The sequence below is a fragment of the Nonomuraea sp. NPDC047529 genome (assembly GCF_040642995.1).
Taxonomy (GTDB): Bacteria; Actinomycetota; Actinomycetes; order Streptosporangiales; family Streptosporangiaceae; genus Nonomuraea.
Window position 1 is genome coordinate 108,207 of sequence record NZ_JBEYTJ010000019.1, and the last position, 19,527, is coordinate 127,733.

The following is a 19,527-nucleotide window of genomic DNA, read 5'->3' on the forward strand; positions in this document are numbered from 1 at the left end:
GCGCTTGATTCTGTAGCTTCTGGGACTTGGGAGGCGTACATGGAGCTTCTGCCGATCAGCACCCCGCACTGCCGGGTGGAACGCGACGGCCACGTCCTGACCGTCACGATGAACCGGCCGGAGGCCCGCAACGCCCTCTCCTCGGACATGCTGATCGGACTGGCCTCGGCCTGGGCGTACGCGTCGGCCGAGCCCTCGATCCGGGTCGCGATCCTGACCGGGGCGGAGGGGACGTTCTGCGCCGGGGCCGACCTCAAGGCCATGGGCCAACCCTCGACCGATCCGGACGTCCAGGCAAGGGCCGCCCAGATCCCGAATTTCCATTGGAAGGGGCTCCTGAGGGAGGACCTGCCGACGAAGCCGATCATCAGCGCCGTCGAGGGTCACGCGGTGGCCGGCGGCACGGAGTTGCTGGTCGGCACCGATCTGAGGGTGGTGGCGGAATCGGCCACCCTGGGGCTCTTCGAGGCCAAACGTGCGCTCTTCCCGATGGGCGGCAGCGCGATCCGGCTGCCGCGCCAGATCCCGTACTGCCACGCGATGGACCTGCTGCTCACCGGCCGTTCCGTCACCGCCGCCGAGGCCCTGGCGATGGGCCTGGTCAACCGGGTCGTACCGGACGGCCAGGCGCTGGCGACGGCTCGTGAGCTGGCCGAGGACATCGCCGGTTCCGGGCCGTTGGCGGTGCAGGCGATTCTGCGGACGTACCGGGACACGCTGGGCATGCCGGAGCCGGAGGCCCTGAAGGTGTCGGACGAGCTGGGCTGGCCGGTGATCGGCTCGGAGGACGCCAAGGAGGGCACCCGGGCGTTCCGCGAGAAGCGCCCCGCCCGGTACGAGGGCCACTGACCCCGGCACACGGAGAGACGCACGTCACATCCATTCCTGTCACGTGCGGCCGGGCTGTCCCGTCGGAGAGGTGGAAGCAATCAGCCACGGCAAGGAGCGCGTCATGGAAGCTCGCATGAACCTCTTCCAGAACCAGATCACGGCCAAGGTCCTCAAGCACCTCATCACGTCCAACAAGGTGATCATGGACTCGGCTCTCCCCCTCGCGACGCAGGAGCTGGTGAAGATCCGGGCCAGCCAGATCAACGGCTGCGGCTTCTGCACCGACATGCACACCAAGGACGCCGCGCACGCCGGGGAGACCCCGATCCGGCTCAACCTGGTCGCCGCCTGGCGGGAGGCCAAGGTGTTCACCGAGGCCGAGCGGGCCGCGCTGGAGCTGGCCGAGCACGGCACCCGCATCGCCGACGCCGCCGGCGGCGTCCCGGACGAGGTCTGGGCGAACGCCGCCAAGCACTACGACGAGGAGCAGCTCGGGGCGCTCGTGTGCCTGATCGCCCTCATCAACGCCTTCAACCGGGTGAACGTCGTCACCCAGCAGCCCGCGGGCGACTACGTGCCCGGCATGTTCGACTGACGGGGAACCTCACGCCGGGAGGCACGACCTGCGGGTCAGCCCGCGCGGTCCCGCAGGTCGGCGAGGATCGCCGCGACCAGGCGCTCGCGGACGCCGCCGGGGTCGTCCCGGCCCGGGTGCCACGTGCAGGCGAGATTGAGCGCGGCGAGCCGGCCGCTGCCCAGCACCACCCGTACGGCCCGCAGCAGCGCCGGGACGTCGGGCCCGCCGGCCGCCGGGTAGCGCAGGCCGGGCAGGCAGGACGGGTCGAGGACGTCCAGGTCCAGGTTGAGCAGGAGAGGGCCGGGCGGCAGGCTCTCGGGCGTCACCTCGTCGAGGCCCGCCCGGGTCACGCCCGACGAGGCCAGGTAGCCGGCCTCGGGCGGGTCGAGGTCGCGGGCGTCGACGAGGAGCACGCGGTCCTCGGGCGGCGGACGCAGGGCCAGGCGGTCGGCCACGTCGCGGGGGCGGTAGCCGAGGAGGAAGCGCAGCGCCATGCCGCCGAGATAGCCCGACGTGGTCGTCTCCAGCGTCTGGAGGTCGCCGTGGGCGTCGATCCAGACGATCGAGGGGTCGAGCCCGGCTCGTTGCAGGCCCGCCGTCATGCCGATCGACACCGTGCAGTCGCCGGAGACCACGACGGGCCTCTCCCCCGCCCGCACGGCCCGCTCGACTGTGGTGGCGACGGCGTCGTAGAGCCGCCCGAGCCGCGACCAGACGTCCGGTCCGGGCAGCTCCACGGCGAACTCGGCGACGGGCACGCCGCCGGGCAGCGGGACGTTGAGATCGGGCTGGTGCTCATCGAGGTGGTACGGCATGTATAAGACCGACACGTCCCCACGGTAACAGCCGGACGATCAGTCCTCGGTGATGCGGCCGAGGCGTTCCAGGGCGTCCGCGTACTCCTCCACGAGCCCGAACACCACGTCCTTCGTCGAGCGCACCTGGTTGGTGAGGCCGATGACCTGCCCGGCGGGGAACGTGGCCAGCTCGGAGGCGTCCGACCGGCCGATCCGGCGCAGCGCGTCCGAGACCAGCATGAACTGCAGCGGCATCGGCAGCGTGCCCGGCGACTCCTGCGACTCCCACGCCTCGGTCCACTCGTTCCTGAGCAGGCGGGCCGGCTTGCCGGTCCAGCTCCGCGAGCGCACGGTGTCGCGCGAGGTGGCCTCCAGGATGCGGCGCTTCGCCATCTCGGGGGTGTCGGCCTCCTCGACGGTGAGCCACAGGGAGCCGGTCCAGACGCCTTCCGCGCCCAGGGCCAGGCCGGCCGCCATCTGCCGGCCGTTCCCGATGCCGCCCGCCGCGAGGACGGGGACGTCCACGGCGTCCACCACCTGCGGGATGAGCACCATGGTCGAGATCTCGCCGGTGTGGCCGCCGGCCTCGGTGCCCTGGGCGACGACGACGTCCACGCCGACCTCGACCTGCTTGAGCGCGTGGCGCGGGGTCGAGGCGAGGGCGGCGACCTTGACGCCGTGCCGGTGGGCCAGGTCCACGACGTCGGCCGGTGGCGGGCCGAGGGCGTTGGCCAGCAGGGCGATGGGATGGCGGAGCGCGACCTCGACCTGAGGACGGGCGGTGGCGTCGGTCCAGCCGAGCAGGACCCTGCCGGGGTCGGCGTCGGACGACAGCGCCGGGACGCCGTGCTTGCCCAGCAGGTTCTCGACGAACGCGCGGTGCCCTTCGGGGATCATCGCCTGCAGGCGGCCGACCAGTTCCTCGGGGGCGAAGTCGGCGCCCTCGTAGGAGGCGGGCATGACCACGTCCACCCCGTACGGTTTGCCGTCGACGTGGTCGTCGATCCACTTGAGCTCCATTTCGAGCTCTTCCGGGGTGAAATAGAGCGCGCCGAGCACTCCCATGCCGCCCGCGCGGCTGACCGCGGCGACCACGTCCCGGCAGTGGCTGAACGCGAAGATCGGGAGCTCGATTCCGAACATGTCCGTGACACGTGTCCGCATGGCCCGACGATAAGCCGCGGCGCAGCCGAACTGCAACGCGTTCTACTCTAGAACCTTTGGTCGGTCGGCTCCCACGCGTGGAACGCGTCCTAGCGCGGCAGCCGGCGCCAGAGCGGCCTCGGAAGCAGGCGCAGAAGGCCGAACGCCGGGCCGAGCGCCCGCGGCACCCACACCGACGACGCGCCCTCACGCAGCGCGCGCACGGCGGCCAGGGCCACCTGGCGGGGCGTCGAGGACAGGGGCGCGGGCGGCAGCCCCTTGGTCATCCGGCCGACGACGAAGCCGGGACGGACGATCAGCACGCGCGCGCCCGACCCGTGCAGCGCGTCGCCGAGCCCCTGCGCGAACCCGTCGAGCCCGGCCTTGGCCGAGCCGTAGACGAAGTTGGCCTTGCGCACCCGCGCGCCGGCCACCGACGAGAGCACCACGAGAGTGCCGTGTCCCTGCTCGCGCAGGACCCTGGCGGCGTGCAGGTCCACCGAGACGTGGCCGCCGTAGTTGACCGCGACGGCCTCGGCGGCGGCGGACGGGTCGGCGTCGTAGTCGTCCTGGCTGCCGAGCACGCCGAACGCGGAGATCACCACGTCGAGGTCGCCCACCAGCTCCACGGCCCGGTCGAGGACGGCGGCGTGCGAGCCCACGTCCAGCGCGTCGAACGGCAGGACGTGCACCTCGGCGGCGAGGTCGGCCGGCGGCGCGAGCTCGCCCCGGACGGCCAGCACGACCCTGGTCGCGCCCAGCCCGACCAGCAGCCTGACCATCTCCAGGCCGATCTCGCTCCGGCCGCCCAGCAGCAGCACACTGTCCACGGCCCCGAGCGCGTTCCTCACAAGGCCCTCCGGCCCGAAGCGACGGTCCCGGGGCGCGAAGCGGCGGCCCTCCCGAGCGCGGCGCCGGCCGTCGAGGGCGAAGCGGTGGTCACAGTCGTAGTCTCCTGGACAGATCCGAGCGGAACAGGCCCTCCGGGTCGGCCTCGTCCCTGATGCTCCGCCATCGTTCCAGTTCGGGGTACATCGCCGCCATCATGTCGGCGCGCAGGCGGGCGTCCTTGGCCAGGTACACCCGTCCCCCGGCCTGCGCGACGCGCTCGTCGAAGCCGCGCAGGAGCCCGCTCAGGCCGCGCTGACCGGCCGGGATGTCCAGGGCCAGGGTCCAGCCGGGCACGGGGAAGGACAGCAGACCGCCCGAACCGGGACCGAACCGCTTGAGCACGGTCAGGAACGACACCGTCCCGTGCGCCGACAACGCCCCGACGATGCCGCGCAGCGTCTCCTCCGCGCCGAACGGCACGACGAACTGGTACTGGACGAAGCCGCGCGAGCCGTACATGCGGTTCCAGCCCTCGACGAAGTCGAGCGGGTGGAAGAACGGCGCGATGCCCTGCGTGACGGTCGCGCTCCGCGGCGCCCTGCGGTACCAGAGCTCGTTGAACGCCCGCACGCTGAGCCCGTTGAGCAGGCCGTCCGGCGCCCACGGCGGCGCGTGCAGCCGCGCGCGCGGCGCGAAGGCCAGGGCGTCCTCGTCGCCGGGCGCGAAGCCCGGCGGCGGCTTCTCCGTGTCGCGCGGCGCGTGGTCGCCCCTGGTCAGCACGCTGCGGCCCATCCGGCGTCCCCGGGCGAGCAGGTCGATCCAGGCGACCGTGTAGCGGTAGCGGTCGTCGGTGCGGGCCATGACGTCGAGGGTCTCGTCCAGGTCGGCGGTGCGCCGGACGTCCACCCGCATCAGGGACGTCTCCACGGGCACGCAGCCGAACGTCGCCTCGGCCACCACCCCGGTCAGCCCCATGCCGCCGACGGTCGCCCGGAAGAGCGGTTCGCCGGGACGCAGCACCCTGGCGGCGCCGTCGGCGGTCACCAGGGTGAGCGAGCGGACGTGCGCGCCGAAGGAGGAGTCGCGGTGGTGGTTCTTGCCGTGCACGTCGGCCGCGACGGCCCCGCCGACCGTGACGTGCCTGGTCCCGGGGCTCACGGGCACGAACCAGCCCTGGGGCACGAGCGCCGTCATCACCTCGTGCAGGCTGACCCCGCCCGCCGCGGTCACGACGCCGGTGTGCTCGTCGAAGCTCCACGTGTCCAGGCCGGTGCAGTCCAGGACGAGGCCGCCGGCGTTCTGGGCGGCGTCGCCGTACGAGCGGCCGAGCCCGCGGGCGACGACCCCGCGGACCGGCGCGGCCAGGACCAGGTCGCGCAGCTCGGCCAGGGAGCGGGGGCGCCGCAGCTCGGCGGGGCTGGGCGAGGTGCGTCCCCAGCCGGTGAGGAACGTGCTCATGTGTAGATCCCCAGCCCCACCAGGACGACCAGTGCGGCGGCGAAGACGAGGGTGTGCCGGTCGCGGATCACCAGCTCCTCGGGCTCCTCCCCGGCGCCCCGCTCGACGAGCAGGTTGTGCCGGAGCACCAGGAGCAGGAACGGGACGATGCTGAGCCCGTAGAACAGGTTCTCGTGCGCGTTCAGCGCCCACAGGCAGTACGTGACGATCATCGCCCCGGACGCCATGACCCGCACCTGCGTCAGATAGGCGGCCGGGTACGCGGCGAGCGTGGCCCGCGTCCCCGACACGCCCCGCGACCGCAGCTCGGCCTCGCGCTTGCCTGCCACGAGCTGGAGCGCGGCCAGCGAGACGACCATGAGGAACCAGCCGGTCACCGGCACGCCGACGGCGACGGCCCCGGCGAAGGCCCTGATCACGTGGCATCCGGCGACCGCGATGAGGTCCACGACCTCCTGGTGCTTGAGCCACGTCGTGTAGGCCAGGGTCAGGGCGACGTACCCGGCGACGACCGCGGGCGACTGCCAGCCGCCGGTGAGCGCGGCGACCGCGGGCCCGAGGACCAGCAGGACGACCCCCGCCACCCGGGCCGTGCGCACCGACACCGCGCCGGAGGCGACGGGACGGCGGCGCTTGCGCGGGTGCAGCCGGTCGGCCTCGACGTCGGAGGCGTCGTTCAGCAGGTAGGAGCCGCTGGCGGCCAGGCAGAAGGCGGCCAGGACGAGCAGCGCCGACAGCAGCCGGCCCGGCTGCCCGAGCACCCCGGCCGCCATGGGGGCGGCCAGGACGAGCAGGTTCTTCAGCCACTGGCGCGGCCGGGCGGCCCTGGCCAGGGCCAGCGCGGGCGCGGCCGACCAGGGCCGGGCGACCACGCCCTGGCTCATGCGGACCGGCGGCCGCGCAGGGCGAGCAGCAGGCCGCCCAGGAGCAGGACGACCCCGACCACGCCGAGCACGATCGGCAGCGTGGTCCTGATCAGGTTGATCTGGCTCTTGCCGTCGGCGGCGCTGTCGACCAGGCCCTTGACCGTGTCGTCGGTCATCTTGGCGGTGGCCACGAACGCCTTGGAGCGCTCGATGCCGTCCTGGCTCTTGAGCACCTCGTTGCGGACCTGCTCCTGCTTGACGGGCGCGCCGGTGGTGGGCTCGATCCAGTAGGTGACGGTGCCGGAGTAGAACCGGTTCAGCTGCACGTCGCCCGTGGTGCCCATGCCGAACCAGGCGGCGGGGGCGTTCAGGGTCTGCGTCCTGGTCTCGGGGACGGTCTGCTCGAACTTGTACGTGGCCAGCCCGTCGACCTGCTCCTCGCCGACGAACTTGGCGTCGAACGCCTTGCCCGCGCTGGCGTTGAACACCAGGTAGGTCTTCTTCTCCACGTCGAACGGGAACTTGTAGATCTGCCCCTGGAGCTGCACGGGGGCCTTGTCGATGCTGACGCCGCAGCAGTTGAGCCCGACGCCGGTGCGCTTGTCGAAGGCGCTGCGCCGCTCGCTGAAGTTGATGCCGGGCTTGCTGTTGGTGACGTCGTTGACGGCGGTGAACTCGTCCCAGACGACGCGGTCGTCGCTGGCCTCCTTCACGTCACCGCGGGTGGTCACGATGATGTCGAGGTCGCCGGTCAGCACCTTGCCGTCGGGGATGCTGAAGTACTGGGCGCCCGTCGCGTGCAGCTTGCTGATGCTGTACTGGTCGCCCTTGGCGGCCATGAAGGCGGGCGCGACCTGGAGGCGGACCAGGGGAGCCAGAACGATGAGGAATGCCCCGACGGCGATGAGGACGCTGCCAACGACGACCCGGTTCATGGACCCTCCATGTGTGCAGGTGCACGGACGCCTGTTTGGGTGGTTAAGTACTGAAACGAACTACCTACTCGCCGGTATGTTATTGCGATGAGTGACCGACGTCACCAGGGATGCGGAAACGTGACCGAAACAGGTTCTACTTCGAGCGGGGTTCCGGTGGTCTCAGGACACCAGACCTCGCTCGACGGCGTGCGCGCCGTGGCCGCCTTCGCCGTCCTGCTCTTCCACGTGTCCATGGAGGCGGGGACGGCCCTGGACCCGGGGTTCCTGGGCGGCGTGCTGTCCAGGGGCGAGATCGGCGTGCCGATCTTCTTCACGCTCTCCGGCCTGCTGCTGTACCGGCCGTGGGCGGCGCAGGTGCTGCTCGGCGACCGGGCCCCGGACACCCGCCGCTACCTGTGGAAACGCTTCTTCCGGATCATGCCGGCGTACTGGCTGGTGGTCGCCGTGGCGCTGCTGCTGTGGGGCGAGGCGCACCGGGCCGACCCCTGGACGTGGGCGCAGATGTTGTTCCTCGTGCACACCTACGACATCACCCCCTGGTGGTACGGCCTCGGCCCCAAGGGGCTGGGCCAGATGTGGAGCCTCGCGGTCGAGCTGACCTTCTACCTCACGCTCCCGCTGATGGCGGCCGTGCTGCGCAGGTTCGCCCTGCGCGGCGACCCCGACCTGCGGACCAGGGGCCGGCGGCTGCTCGTCGGCCTGGCCGCCTTCGGCGCGCTGTCGTACGTGTACACGGTCTTCGAGTACTTCCCCGACTACCGGCCCTGGATGAACATCTGGCTGCCGCGCTCCTGGACGTTCTTCGTGCCCGGCATGGCGCTGGCCGTGCTGACCGTCTGGGCCAGGGCCCAGGACGGCCGCGCACGGCGGCTGAGCGCCGCGCTGGCCTCCTCCTGGGGCACGCTGTGGGTCATCGCGGGCCTGGCGTACCTCATCGCCTCGACGCCGGTCACCGGGCCGCGCGCGGTCGGCCTGGGCAGCATCTGGACCGCGTTCTACGAGCAGGGCCTGTACACGCTCGTCGCCTTCTGCCTGGTCGCCCCGGCCGCGCTGGAGCCCGGACGGTCCACGCGGGTGCGCGAGCTGCTCGGCGGACGGGTGATGAGCTACCTGGGCCAGATCTCCTACGGCGTCTTCCTGTGGCAGTTCGTCATCCTCTACCTCTGGTACGACTTCACCGGACAGAAGCCGTGGACCGGCAACCTCCTGGTCAACCTGGTCGCCGTCACCGCCATCACCGTCACCATGGCCGGGCTCACCCACCGCTACGTCGAGGAGCCCGCCAGGCGGCTCGTCCGCCTGGTGCCTCAGCGCGCCGCCGGACCCGGCTCGCCGAAGGCCACCGCCCTGAGGCAGAACGCCTGACCCTGCGCCCCGGCCGCGGTGATCCGCATGCCTTTGCCCGGCCCGTCGTGCGGCACGTAGAACAGCGCGCCCATGGCGCCGGTCGCGGGCAGCGTGGCCGCCCGCTGGGCCTCGCCGACCTCCACCACGACCTGCACGGGCTGCGGGCTGACGTACGACATGGCCACCACCACGCCGGCCCCGCCGAAGGACTCGACGGGGAACTCCTTGCCCGCCGGGTAACACCTGCGCCCCTTGACCGCGTCGAAGAACGGCGCCACCCGTCCCACCAGGACGAGCTTGCCCGTGTCGTCCAGCACGTACGGCTCCGACGACGGCCGCGGGTCGCGCATGCGCTCCCGGGTCTCGGCGTCGACCAGCGGCGCCAGCACGTACGAGGTCATCCGGCGCTCCCCGTTCCACGGCAGGACGATCTCCGGCGGCACGGGACGGGCGTAGATGTCGGCGTCCCCGGCCGCCGCGGCCAGCGAGGTCCTGGCGTTCTCCAGGTACGTCCTGACCCGGTCGCCGGTGAGCGTGTCGCCGAAGGTGTTGATCGAGATCAGCGACACGACGAGGAACACGGCGGTCAGCCCGGCGCCGACGGCCGGCATGCTCGACGGCGCCGGCCTGCGGACGACGTCGGGCTCGTCCTCCACCGGCATGACGGCCAGCGCCAGGCAGAGCGCGAAGAGCACGGCGGCGTCGGCGACGTACCGGGTCTCGGCGCCGACCAGGTCCCAGGCGGTGGCCCGCGCGATCACGGTGGGCACCGCGTCGGCGACCACCACGTAGGCCGCCAGGATCGCCCACGCCCGCCAGGCCCGCCTGCGGTACACGCAGGTCACCACGACCAGCGCCGCGAGCACCGCCCACGCCACGACCACGGTGACCGGGGCCGGGTCGGCCAGCCCGCCGGTCGAGGTGACGCCGCCCCAGCGCAGCGGGCCGCCGACGGCCCCGGTGGGGAAGGTCTCGCCCAGCAGCCTGCGCAGCAGCCCGGGGACCACCTCGGCCTTCGGGCCGGTCAGCGCGTCGGCCCCGGCGGTGTCGCGGCGCAGCCAGTAGAGCAGGGCGTACCCGGCCAGCAGCAGGCCGTGCGCCCACCAGACGGGCCTGCGCAGCTCGGCGAGCAGGGCGCGGGCCCACAGGCCCCGGCCGAGGTAGGCGCTGCTCACCCCGAGCACCACGAACGGGATGAACACCCCCTTGGTGGAGAAGGCCATCCCGACGGCGGTCCAGGCCAGGGCCCGCCAGCGGCCCTTGCCCTCGCGGACGTACCGGACGTGCGCGGCCAGCGCCGCGACCAGCGCGAGCTGCAACGGCACGGCGTTGAGCGCGGCCGACCACCAGCTCATGGCGGGCGCGGTGAGCGGCGCGAAGGCGTAGACGGTCAGCGCGGCGAGCACGGCCGCCCGGTCGCCGAACAGCCGCCGCAGCAGCACCAGGAACATGACCGAGGCGGCCCCCTGGATCGCGACGGTCACGAACGACACCAGCGCCCAGCTGTACGGCGCCACCGACGTGAGCAGCCACACCAGGCCGAGCGCGCCCGGCATGAGGTGCCCCTTGTGCACCCTCATCAGGTACTCCCAGGTCGGCCCGCTGTCGCCGGCCCCGGCCACGAAGAGGAAGTCGTCCTCGACGAAGTAGGCCTTGCTGAGCAGGCTCGCCCGGAACACCAGCGAGACCACGATGATCAGCAGGCCCACGCCGATGACCGGCCCGGTGCGCACCGCCGGGATCGTGATCTGGAAGGGCTCTGCTCGCTTGAGGTCTTCAGTCATGGACGTATCCCTCCACTGCAGTAAGCTCCGCGCCGTGGACACCGAACCGTTCCGAGCGGATCTCGGCAGATCCGTCCGTTTGCTGCGCGCCTTCCGCCTGGAGCAGAGCGACCCCGACTTCTTCTACGGCACCCTGGCCAGGGACACGGTGGCCCAGCTCGCGACCTACACCGACCTGGCCGGCGCGACCGTGGCCGACATCGGCGGCGGCCCCGGCTACTTCGCCGACGCCCTGCGCGCGGTCGGCGCGCGTCCCCTGTGCGTCGACTGCGACGCCGGTGAGATGCGCCTGCGCGACGGCGTGCCGCCCCGCGACGCCGTGCTCGGCAGCGCGCTCGACCTGCCGCTCGCCGACGGCTCGGTGGACGTGTGCTTCTCCTCCAACGTGCTGGAGCACGTCCCCGACCCGCTGCGGATGGCCTCCGAGATGGTCCGGGTGACCCGGCCGGGCGGCGTGGTGTACCTGTCGTACACGATCTGGTTCTCGCCCTGGGGCGGCCACGAGACCTCCCCCTGGCACTACCTCGGCGGCCACTACGCCGCCCGCCGCTACGCCCGCACCCACGGCAGGCCCCCCAAGAACGTCTACGGCGAGAGCATGTACGCCATCGGCGTGGCCAAGCCCCTGGCCTGGGCGCGCGGGCGGCGCGACGTGGAGATCCTCGACGCGATTCCCCGGTACCACCCACGCTGGGCCAGGCACGTCGTCCACCTACCTGGCATCCGCGAGCTGGTCACCTGGAACCTGCTCCTCGTCCTGCGCCGCAGGTGAGCGCCGCCGCGACAACCACAGGGCGGCCACCACGCAGCCCACGCCGAGCAGGCCGCCGCCGATCGGCGCCACCGTGCCGAGCAGCAGGATCCAGCGCCGGTAGGCCGCCGCCGTCGCCAGGGACGCGGCGACGTCCGACTCCGAGGTGCGGAGGTCGGCGTCGAGGGCGGTCAGCCGGCCCCGGCCGTCTGCGGTGACCAGCGTCTCGGTCACCTCCTCCTGCGTCCTGACGGGCAGGCCGCTGACCGGTTCGACCCAGTACGTGCGCCGGATCTCGGCGTAGCGGCCGAGGCCGACGTCGCCCTTGCCGGGCAGGCCGAGCAGGTGGCGCGGCAGCGGCGGCGTCTCCCCGGGCACGAGCCGGCGCGGCGTGCGCTGGACGTAGCGGTACGTCTCGACGCCGCGCACCCGCTCGACCCCGTCGAAGGCGGCCGTGACCGGGCGGCGCAGGCGCAGGTCGAACAGCGGGTAGTCGCGGCGTTCGGCGTTGAAGGGCCAGCGGAAGGCCTGCCCGATCTGCCGGACGGAGACGTCCTCGTCCAGGTACTCGCCGCAGCAGTTCACGATCTCGCCGGTACGCCGGTCGAAGGCCAGGCGGCGTTCGTGGTAGTCCAGGCGGCGGCCGTCGCGGGTGGCCAGGGAGACCGACTCGCCCCACACCGCCCGGTCGTCGTCGCCGGCCAGCACGTCGCCGATCAGCCACCGGGTCTGGACCAGGTCGCCGGTCGTCTGCCGCATGGTCGCCGGGTCCACGTACGTGGCCGACGCTGCGGTCGCCCTGGTCATGCTCTGCTGTTCGAGGGGGGCCTTGAGCACCTGGTCGTAGACGTACAGGCGGGTCAGGGGGATGAGCGTCAGCAGGAAGGCGCCCACGCCGGCCAGCACCGGCGCGAGGCTCCTGCGGCTCAGGGGGGTCACGGCCGGGGCACCGCCTGTCCTGGCGTCACGTCGCCCAGGCACAGGCCGGGCGGCACGTCGTGCACGACGATCCGGTCGGCCCCCGGCGCGGCGAGCACGAAGACCCTGCCGAAGCCCGCGCGCAGCTTCACGTCGGTGGCGCGGTCGCCCATCCACAGGGTGACCGTCGTGTCGGAGCGCGCCGCGTACCCCAACCTGACCAGGGTGCCCTCGACGCGGGTGACGCGGTTGTCCAGCGGCACCTGGACGGTCCCGCCGGTGACCGGCCAGCACCGGTCGCGCGTGGTGGGCACGAGCGGGATGCCCTGCACGTCCACCGGCCGCAGGCGGCCCTGGTCGTCGAAGACGAGGCCGTCGAGCGCGGCGGGCGGCGCCTGCATCCTGGCCCTGAGCGCGGGCGTGGCCATCGCGCCCAGCACCCGCGAGGTCAGGCTGTAGGTCCGGTACGAGTTCGGCAGCACCTCGGTCGGCACCAGCCGGTCGTAGATCACGCTGTCGGGGGCCGCCCTGGCCAGCTCGGCGCGGGCGGTCTCGATGTAGTCGTGCCGCCGTTCGGCGCCCATGTACCCGGCGAAGAGCGTCACCGTGACCAGCGACGCGCCCGCGAACAGGCCGAGCATCGCGCCGGCCGCGCCCGTCACCCGCTCCCGCGCCGGCAGCGCCCTGCGGTACGGCTCCTCCTCGCCGCGCAGCGGCAGCAGCACCAGGCCCACGACCAGCGCGAGCAGCGGGACGGCGTCGGCGACGTACCGGGTGTCGGTGCCGACGAACGAGCCCAGCAGGTGGACGCGTCCCCACAACACCGGCAGCGCGTCGGCGACGAGCAGGTAGCCCAGCAGCGTGGCCCAGGCCAGGAGGGCCCGCCTGCGGTACCGGCTGGTGATCACCACCAGCGCGGCGAGGACGGCGAGGGAGGCGATCACCAGCGGCAGCGGCGGCGAGGCCACTCCCCAGTCGCCGCCCGCGAACCACCGCCACGGCCCGCCGAGCACGGTGGTGGCGAACGTCCTGCCCAGCAGCTCCCACAGGAAGCCGAGGGCCTGGTCGAAGATCGGCAGCGCCCCGGTGTTCGGCGCCGCCGACGACCGCTGGACGTAGAGCGCGCCGAAGGTCACCAGCACGGTGAGGTACATGCCCCAGGCGGCCAGGTGGCGGCGCAGCGCGGCGCGCAGCCCGCCGTGGTAGATCGCGGTGAGGGCGAACAGCAGCAGCGGCAGCGCGAACCCCTTGACGAAGCCCAGCAGCCCGACCAGCACCCACAGCGCCGCGGCCACGGCGTGCCGCAGCCTGCCCGTGCGCAGGTGATGCCAGTGCGAGGCGACCGCCATGGGCAGCGCGACCTGGAGGAAGACGGTGTTGAGCCCGGCCGCCCACCAGGCGAGCGCGGGCACGGTGACCGGCGCGAGGAGGAAGACCAGCAACGGCACGAGCGTCGCCGGCCGCCTGCCGAAGACCACCCGCAGCATGCGCAGCACGCCGAGGGCGGCCACGGCGTGCAGCGCCAGCACCGTGCCGGCCGCCCACCCCCAGTCGAAGGGGTGCAGCCGGGAGACCAGCCAGGCCAGCAGGAAGCCGCCCGGCATGAACTGGCCGAAATGGATCCGGGTCAGGTAGTCGAACGACAGGTCGCTCTCCATCGCCCTGGCCACGAACTCGTAGTCGTCCTCCTTGAAGTACGCCTCCTGGACGACGGCCGCCTTGCCCGCCATCGCCACGGCGATGAGCACGAGCCCGGCCAGCAGGACGCCGTGGCGGCGGATCCGGCGGGCGGCCCACGCCACCGGGCCGGGAACCGTGATCACGGTCCCCGGACGCGGCTTGATCGTGTCGGTCACGGAACACTCGTCATGGTCGGGCCGCCTGCGGCGACGGTGATCGGTACGGTCGTCTGCCTCACCGGCGCCCGCCTGGCCGCCACCTCGACGATGAGCTGCCCGAGCAGCGGCAGGCAGAGCAGTTGCGTCCACAGGCCGCCCGCGCCGAACGCCGTGGCGACCGTGACGGCCAGGTAGAGCGCGATCCCGCCGGGCGGCCCGAGCAGCAGGGTCCAGCGCCGCCGCCCGCGCAGGTGCTCGGCCTCGCGCAGCGGACGCGACCAGGCGCCCAGCACGAACGCCACTCCGGCCACGCCCGCGCCCGCCGGCCCGCCGACCCAGTAGCCGAGTGCCACGGCGAAGACCGCGACGTGCCGGACGCGCGGCCGGGCGGCCAGGACGGGCGCGAGATGGCGTCCCGGCCTGCCCCTTCCCACCAGGGCCAGCCCGGCGACGAGCAGCGCCAGCGCCCCGCCCGCCGCGAGCCCCGCCCGGTACGGCTCGTCCGGCTCGTACGTGAGCGTCACCGTCCCGGCGGTGAACGCGGGCAGGAACCACGCCTGCCGCCAGCCGTCCAGCCGGACCGGCTTGAGCGCCGCGGCCCCCAGCGTGGCCTTCCAGCCGGCGTTGAAGTTCTCGTTGACCACCAGGTAGGAGTCGTCCTGCACGCTGACCTGGACGACCCGCTCACCGGCCGCCCACTTGCCGACCGGCGTCGGCCGCATGACGGTGGGCCCGGCCGCCGGGCTGCCCGGCTCGTGCCGCACGACGGCCGACTCGACCCGGTACGACTCGCCCGGCCGCACCGACAGCCGGGTCGGACCGGCCACGAGCTGCAGCCGCTCGCAGGTCTCGAAGGTCACCGGCCGGCCGGTGACCACGTCGTGCAGGGTGCCGCCGGTGATGGCGGTGTGCACCTCGTTGCCGTCGATGGTGAGCGTCGGCCCGAAGCCGCACGGCAGCGTGAGCTTGAAACCGGTCAGCGCGCCGAGCGGCCGTACGCCGGGGAAGGCCACGTCGCTGATCTCGATGGGCCGCCCGCCCGACGCCCCGAACTCCAGCGCGACCTTCTTGGCCCGCATCTCCGGGAAGCGGATGAGACCGTCCGTGCCGACCCAGCTCTGCCGCACGCCGCCCTCCGCGCGGATCGTCACCCGGACGGGAGGGGCGCCGAGGTAGGAGTCGGGCGTGATGACGCGGAGCTGCGACAACTTCGTCTCGCGGGCCAGCTCGACGGTCAGCGTGGGCCTGGGGTCGAGCGGGTCGGCGAACCAGGCCGTCTTCGGGTCGCCGTCGAAGGCCCAGCGCCCGCCCGCCGCGCCGCCGTCCACCGAGGTGGAGGAGGCGCGCACGCTCAGGGGGTCGCCGGGCAGCGTGCTGAGGCGTTCGACGGTGGCGCGGTCGGTGACGGTGGTGCGGCCCGAGACGCCGTACGCGCCGTCCTTGCCGGTGACGAAGGTGCGGTCGAAGCCGTTGCCGTCGTCGCCCAGCACCTCGTGGCCCTTGGCGCAGCTCCAGGCGGCCGAGCCCCTGACGCAGCCGGGCACGTCGCCGGTCCTGGCCAGCGCGATCGTGGCCGGCTCGCCGGTGTCCTCGCGCGGGTCGGGCACGACGATCGACCGTCCGGGCTGGACGCCGGGGATGGTCAGCTCGGTGATGCCGACCCGGCCGCCCAGGCGGTTGGCCGGTTGGTAGGCGGTGGCGACGACCTTGACGCGCAGCCGCTCGACCGGGCCCTTCGGCACGGCCAGCTCCTGCGGGTCGGCGGTCGCGCGCACCTTCTGGCGCAGCGAGCCGGCACCGGTTTCCACGACGACCTCGCTGGGCGGCGGGCCGATCGGCGAGTTCTCGAACGCCACCTGGATCGTGGGGATCGTCAACGGGTCGGCGAAGGTCACCTCCAGCCACTCGCCCACCGCGCCGTTCCAGCCGGTGGAGCGCCAGCTCGTGCGCCGGTCGCCGTCCAGGGCGGCGAAGGGCTGGTGGGCGGGCTCGCGGCTGTTGGGGGCGGCCCCGACGTCGGCCTCGGAGCTGGAGGCGGTGACGCCCGCGACGCCGGTGAGGCCCGCCGTGGACACGTATCGCGCCCAGCCGGGGTCGAGCAGGTCGTTGGAGGGCGAGCTGCCGCGCAGGGGCTCGTCGGCCGTGAGCGTGGCGCTGGCGTTGCGGCGCAGGTCGGCGAAGGCCACCTCCCGGCGGCGCAGCGTGTCGGTCAGGATCGTGTCGTGCGCGGGCACCTTGACCACGCCCGCGTCGTCGTTGAGCAGGACGGGCCGGTCGTCGCCCAGGAGGCCCTGCTCGGCCAGGGAGAGCACGGACTCCGGCGCGCCGCCCACGCGCAGCGGGCGGGTGGCGTCCACGGTGCCGACCAGCGGCGCGGCCCCGGCCACGCGGTAGATCTCGACGGCGGGGTAGGGCTGGTCCAGCCAGGCGGCGGCTCTGCCGTACTGGCCGATGCCGACGCCCGGTCCCATCTGGGCCACGAGCGAGACGCCGGGCGAGTCCTCCAGCGCCTGGTGCACCCGGACCGGCCAGGCCGTGCCGATCGTCGCCCGGTCCAGGTCGTTCCTGACGACCAGGTACGACACCCCCATCCGGCGCAGCGTGGCGGCCAGCCCCGGCGAGCCCTGGCCGGTGGCCAGGCGGTCGTCCACGGCGGCCATGAGCCGCGAGATGCCGGCCGAGCCCCACGGCACGATCGTGTGCGTGGACCAGCGGGCCTGCGAGAGCGCCTGCAGCGGCTCGTCCAGGGGGCGGCCCCAGAGGTACTCCCCGCGTTTGGCGCCCGGCACGGCCAGCACCATGCCGTCGCCGGCGTTGCGGTTGAGCCAGGTGATGGCCTGCCGCCAGTAGTCGGGGATGGCGGTGAAGCCGCCGGCGGGGGCGAGGCCGGCGTACAGGACGGGCAGGCCCGACAGGGCCACGAGCCCGGCGGCCAGCGCGGTCAGGGGCGTGCGCAGGCGCGGACGCGCCAGGGAGAGCAGCCCCGCGAAGCCGAGCGCGACGGGCAGCCGGATCAGCGCGTCGAACTTGTGCAGGTTGCGGAAGGCGGCCAGCGGGCCGTCGAGCAGCCCGACCATGAACTGCTCGTGCGGCGTGCCCGGATGGCCGGTGGTGATGATGGCGATCCCGCACAGCAGGCTGATCAGCAGGAACGGCCGCTCGGGCAGCCGGCGCAGGGTGAGCCCGGCCAGGCCGAGCGCGGCCACGGCGGCGGTGACCACGATCAGCCACGGGACCGTGGACTGCTGGTGGGCGTCGGGCAGCCAGGTCTGGCCGTCCACGGTCAGGAAGCTGAGCCAGCTCGACGTGCCGCGCAGGGCGTTGACCAGGGACGTCACGCCGGTCGTCGCGGTGGCGGTCTCGATGTAGGGCAGGAACGAGAAGATGTAGCCGCCGAGCGTGAGCAGCGGCACGGCCCACCACATCGAGGCCAGCGCGACCAGCGGCAGCCACCAGGCGATCAGGCGGCGTTTGACCGGCCCGCCGCGCCTGGTCAACAGGTACACCATCGGCACCACGAGCACGGCCGCCTCGGCCACCGCGTTCACGCCGCCGCAGAACAGGAAGGCGAACGCCGACAGCGCGGCCGACCGGCGCGGCGTCAGCTCGCCCTTGGCCCCCTTGACCAGTGGGAGAAGGATCCACGGCAACACGGCGCTGGGCAGGAACTCCGAGGAGTTGATGCCGATCAGCGCCTGGGCGTGCGGCGCGAGCGCGTACACGAATCCGGCCAGGACGCGGGTGTGCGGGCCGCCGACGCCGAGCGCGCGGGCGAGCCGGACGACGCCGAGGAAGGCGGCGCACAACACGAGCGACATCCACAACCGCTGGACGGTCCACGACTCCATGCCCAGCTTGAGGAAGATCGCGTAGAACGGGCCCATCGGGAACAGGTAGCCGTACGCCTGGTTCTGCAGGTGGCCGAAGTAGGCGCCGTCCCACAGGTGCAGCGCCCGGCCGAGGAAGCCCAGCGGGTTGACCGCCATGTCGAGCTTCGTCTCGGGGATGATCTTCTCGGTCGAGGTGTTGAACGCGATGGCGCCGAGCAGGAGGCAGGCGGCGAGCAGCCGCAACCTGTGCCTGATCCGGGCCTCGTAGCTTTCGACGGCGCTCTCGACGATGGAGTCCCCGCGTTCCCCCGGGGGTCCAGGCGAGGCTTGGGTCACTGAGGGGCTCCGCCGCAATCTTGGAGTTTCGCCAGGACAAGTCCGGTCATGCTAGCCCCAGTTCGGGCCCACGTAAATTCCCTGGCCCAGGCGCGGCAGGCCGCGGCCACCTCCGCCCGCCGCCGCGGGTCGGCCAGCTCCTCCAGCGCGCGGCCGGTCACCTCGGCCAGGCTCTCCCCGTCCCGTACGAGCCACCCGGTGACGCCGTCCCGTACGGAGTCGCGCAGCCCGGCCACGTCGTAGGCCACGGTGGGCACGCCGAGCGCGGCGGCCTCGATGACGGTCAGGCCCCAGCCTTCGAACTCCGAGGCCGTCACGTTGAGCCTCGCCGCGGCCAGCAGGGCGTTCTTGCGCGGTTCCGGCAGGAAGCCGTGCAGCTCGACGCGTCCGTCCAGGCCCTGGTCGGCGACCCGCGCGGCCAGGGCGTCGCGTTCGGGGCCGCGGCCGACGACGTGCACCCGCAGGCCCGGCCAGGCGCCGCCGAGCTCGGCGGCCAGGTCCACGACGCGCTCGATGCGCTTGTGGCCGATCAGGCGGCCGGCGTACACGAGGGCGGGGTCGCCGGCCGCGTCCGGCGGCTCGGTCCGCGCGGGCTGGGCGCAGCCGTTGGGCACGACGGTGACCGGCGCGAGCCAGCGCAGCTTGTCGGCCAGGTCGCGCCTCGACGACTCCGAGACGGTGATCGTCAGGCAGCGCCGGTAGACCAGCCGGGCCACCTGGCCCTCCACGAAGCAGCCGATCCGGGCCAGCCAGGCGGGCAGGAAGGCGTGGAACTGCCGGTCGTGGACGTGGTGCACGAGGCTGATCACGGGTGTGCGGCGGCGGACGACGAGCGGGGAGAAGAAGGGAATGCCGTTCATGGTGTCGATGACGACGTCCACGCGCCGCCGGTGGACCAGCAGCCAGAGCGGGACCAGCAGGTAGACCAGGTACGGGTTGCCCATCCTGCGCAGCTCGACCCCGTCGAGCACCTCGGCGCGGCGCTGCCCGCGCTGGCGGCCGGTCACGAACACGACCGAGGCTCCCTGGGTCAGCAGGAACCGGCTGACCTGCCAGGCGTACTCCTCGGCGCCGCCGGCCGTGGACTGCCGGGGCTCGCGGAAGTTGAGCATCGCCACGCGGACGCCCGCGAGTGGCCGCTCGTCCGCCGTCCTGTCGCTCGTACGCGGCTCGGCCAGCCGTGCCGGGTCCGCCTTGCGCTCACCGGTAAAGACCACCGTCACTCCTCGTCGGCCGGCATGCGGGCATGGCGGAGCCACACTCCGTGCTCGCTGTGCATGGC

General features: G+C 73.2%; 15 protein-coding genes. 4 read left to right on the forward strand and 11 right to left on the reverse strand.

Annotated features, from left to right (window positions below):
• The first annotated feature begins 39 nt into the window (after positions 1 to 39).
• Positions 40 to 849 (forward strand): crotonase/enoyl-CoA hydratase family protein, encoded by an 810-nt coding sequence (locus ABZ815_RS27990; RefSeq protein ID WP_357702931.1) that lies wholly within the window; start codon positions 40 to 42, stop codon positions 847 to 849.
• A 103-nt stretch (positions 850 to 952) separates the two neighbouring features.
• Positions 953 to 1,426 carry a carboxymuconolactone decarboxylase family protein gene (locus ABZ815_RS27995; RefSeq protein WP_357702933.1) on the forward strand — a complete coding sequence of 158 codons (474 nt, stop codon included), beginning with the start codon at positions 953 to 955 and terminating at the stop codon, positions 1,424 to 1,426.
• Positions 1,427 to 1,461: 35 nt separating this feature from the next.
• Here ABZ815_RS27995 and ABZ815_RS28000 read toward each other — a convergent pair whose 3' ends face one another.
• The 6 genes from ABZ815_RS28000 to ABZ815_RS28025 all read right to left on the reverse strand — a co-directional run bounded on the left by ABZ815_RS28000 (position 1,462) and on the right by ABZ815_RS28025 (position 7,438).
• A complete protein-coding gene (locus ABZ815_RS28000) occupies positions 1,462 to 2,238 on the reverse strand; it encodes an arginase family protein (protein ID WP_357702934.1) in 777 nt (258 codons plus the stop codon).
• 24 nt (positions 2,239 to 2,262) lie between these two features.
• Complete coding sequence (locus tag ABZ815_RS28005; protein WP_357702936.1) at positions 2,263 to 3,369, reverse strand: nitronate monooxygenase family protein; 1,107 nt, start codon at positions 3,367 to 3,369, stop codon at positions 2,263 to 2,265.
• An 89-nt stretch (positions 3,370 to 3,458) separates the two neighbouring features.
• Positions 3,459 to 4,199: an SDR family NAD(P)-dependent oxidoreductase gene (locus tag ABZ815_RS28010; RefSeq protein ID WP_357702938.1), complete on the reverse strand. Its 741-nt coding sequence runs from the start codon at positions 4,197 to 4,199 to the stop codon at positions 3,459 to 3,461.
• A gap of 88 nt (positions 4,200 to 4,287) precedes the next feature.
• Positions 4,288 to 5,637 (reverse strand): FAD-binding oxidoreductase, encoded by a 1,350-nt coding sequence (locus tag ABZ815_RS28015; RefSeq protein WP_357702940.1) that lies wholly within the window; start codon positions 5,635 to 5,637, stop codon positions 4,288 to 4,290.
• A complete protein-coding gene (locus tag ABZ815_RS28020) occupies positions 5,634 to 6,521 on the reverse strand; it encodes a decaprenyl-phosphate phosphoribosyltransferase (RefSeq protein WP_357702942.1) in 888 nt (295 codons plus the stop codon). Before ABZ815_RS28020 ends, ABZ815_RS28015 begins: the two co-directional genes overlap by 4 nt.
• Positions 6,518 to 7,438 (reverse strand): DUF3068 domain-containing protein, encoded by a 921-nt coding sequence (locus ABZ815_RS28025; RefSeq protein WP_357702944.1) that lies wholly within the window; start codon positions 7,436 to 7,438, stop codon positions 6,518 to 6,520. Before ABZ815_RS28025 ends, ABZ815_RS28020 begins: the two co-directional genes overlap by 4 nt.
• A gap of 120 nt (positions 7,439 to 7,558) precedes the next feature.
• Between ABZ815_RS28025 and ABZ815_RS28030 the strand changes: the two genes are divergently transcribed.
• The gene (locus ABZ815_RS28030) at positions 7,559 to 8,806 is read left to right on the forward strand and encodes an acyltransferase (RefSeq protein WP_357702946.1); all 1,248 of its coding nucleotides are present in this window, start codon (positions 7,559 to 7,561) and stop codon (positions 8,804 to 8,806) included.
• Here ABZ815_RS28030 and ABZ815_RS28035 read toward each other — a convergent pair.
• A complete protein-coding gene (locus ABZ815_RS28035) occupies positions 8,749 to 10,572 on the reverse strand; it encodes a hypothetical protein (protein WP_357702947.1) in 1,824 nt (607 codons plus the stop codon). The two genes, ABZ815_RS28030 and ABZ815_RS28035, sit on opposite strands and share 58 nt — an antisense overlap.
• Here ABZ815_RS28035 and ABZ815_RS28040 point away from each other — a divergent pair.
• Complete coding sequence (locus tag ABZ815_RS28040; protein WP_357702949.1) at positions 10,571 to 11,344, forward strand: methyltransferase domain-containing protein; 774 nt, start codon at positions 10,571 to 10,573, stop codon at positions 11,342 to 11,344. The genes ABZ815_RS28035 and ABZ815_RS28040 overlap by 2 nt on opposite strands.
• On the opposite strand, the gene ABZ815_RS28045 is transcribed toward ABZ815_RS28040, so the two are convergent.
• The 4 genes from ABZ815_RS28045 to ABZ815_RS28060 are packed head-to-tail and all read right to left on the reverse strand — an operon-like array spanning position 11,285 to position 19,423.
• Positions 11,285 to 12,262, reverse strand: a complete 978-nt coding sequence (locus ABZ815_RS28045) for a DUF3068 domain-containing protein (RefSeq protein ID WP_357702951.1) — start codon at positions 12,260 to 12,262, stop codon at positions 11,285 to 11,287. The two genes, ABZ815_RS28040 and ABZ815_RS28045, sit on opposite strands and share 60 nt — an antisense overlap.
• Positions 12,259 to 14,097: a hypothetical protein gene (locus ABZ815_RS28050; RefSeq protein WP_357702953.1), complete on the reverse strand. Its 1,839-nt coding sequence runs from the start codon at positions 14,095 to 14,097 to the stop codon at positions 12,259 to 12,261. The genes ABZ815_RS28045 and ABZ815_RS28050 overlap by 4 nt, the downstream gene beginning before the upstream one ends.
• Entirely contained in the window at positions 14,094 to 18,245 is a 4,152-nt protein-coding gene (locus ABZ815_RS28055; RefSeq protein ID WP_357702955.1) for an alpha-(1->3)-arabinofuranosyltransferase family protein, read from the reverse strand. Before ABZ815_RS28055 ends, ABZ815_RS28050 begins: the two co-directional genes overlap by 4 nt.
• Positions 18,242 to 19,423, reverse strand: a complete 1,182-nt coding sequence (locus tag ABZ815_RS28060; RefSeq protein ID WP_357703069.1) for a glycosyltransferase family 4 protein — start codon at positions 19,421 to 19,423, stop codon at positions 18,242 to 18,244. Before ABZ815_RS28060 ends, ABZ815_RS28055 begins: the two co-directional genes overlap by 4 nt.
• Positions 19,424 to 19,527 lie beyond the last annotated feature (104 nt).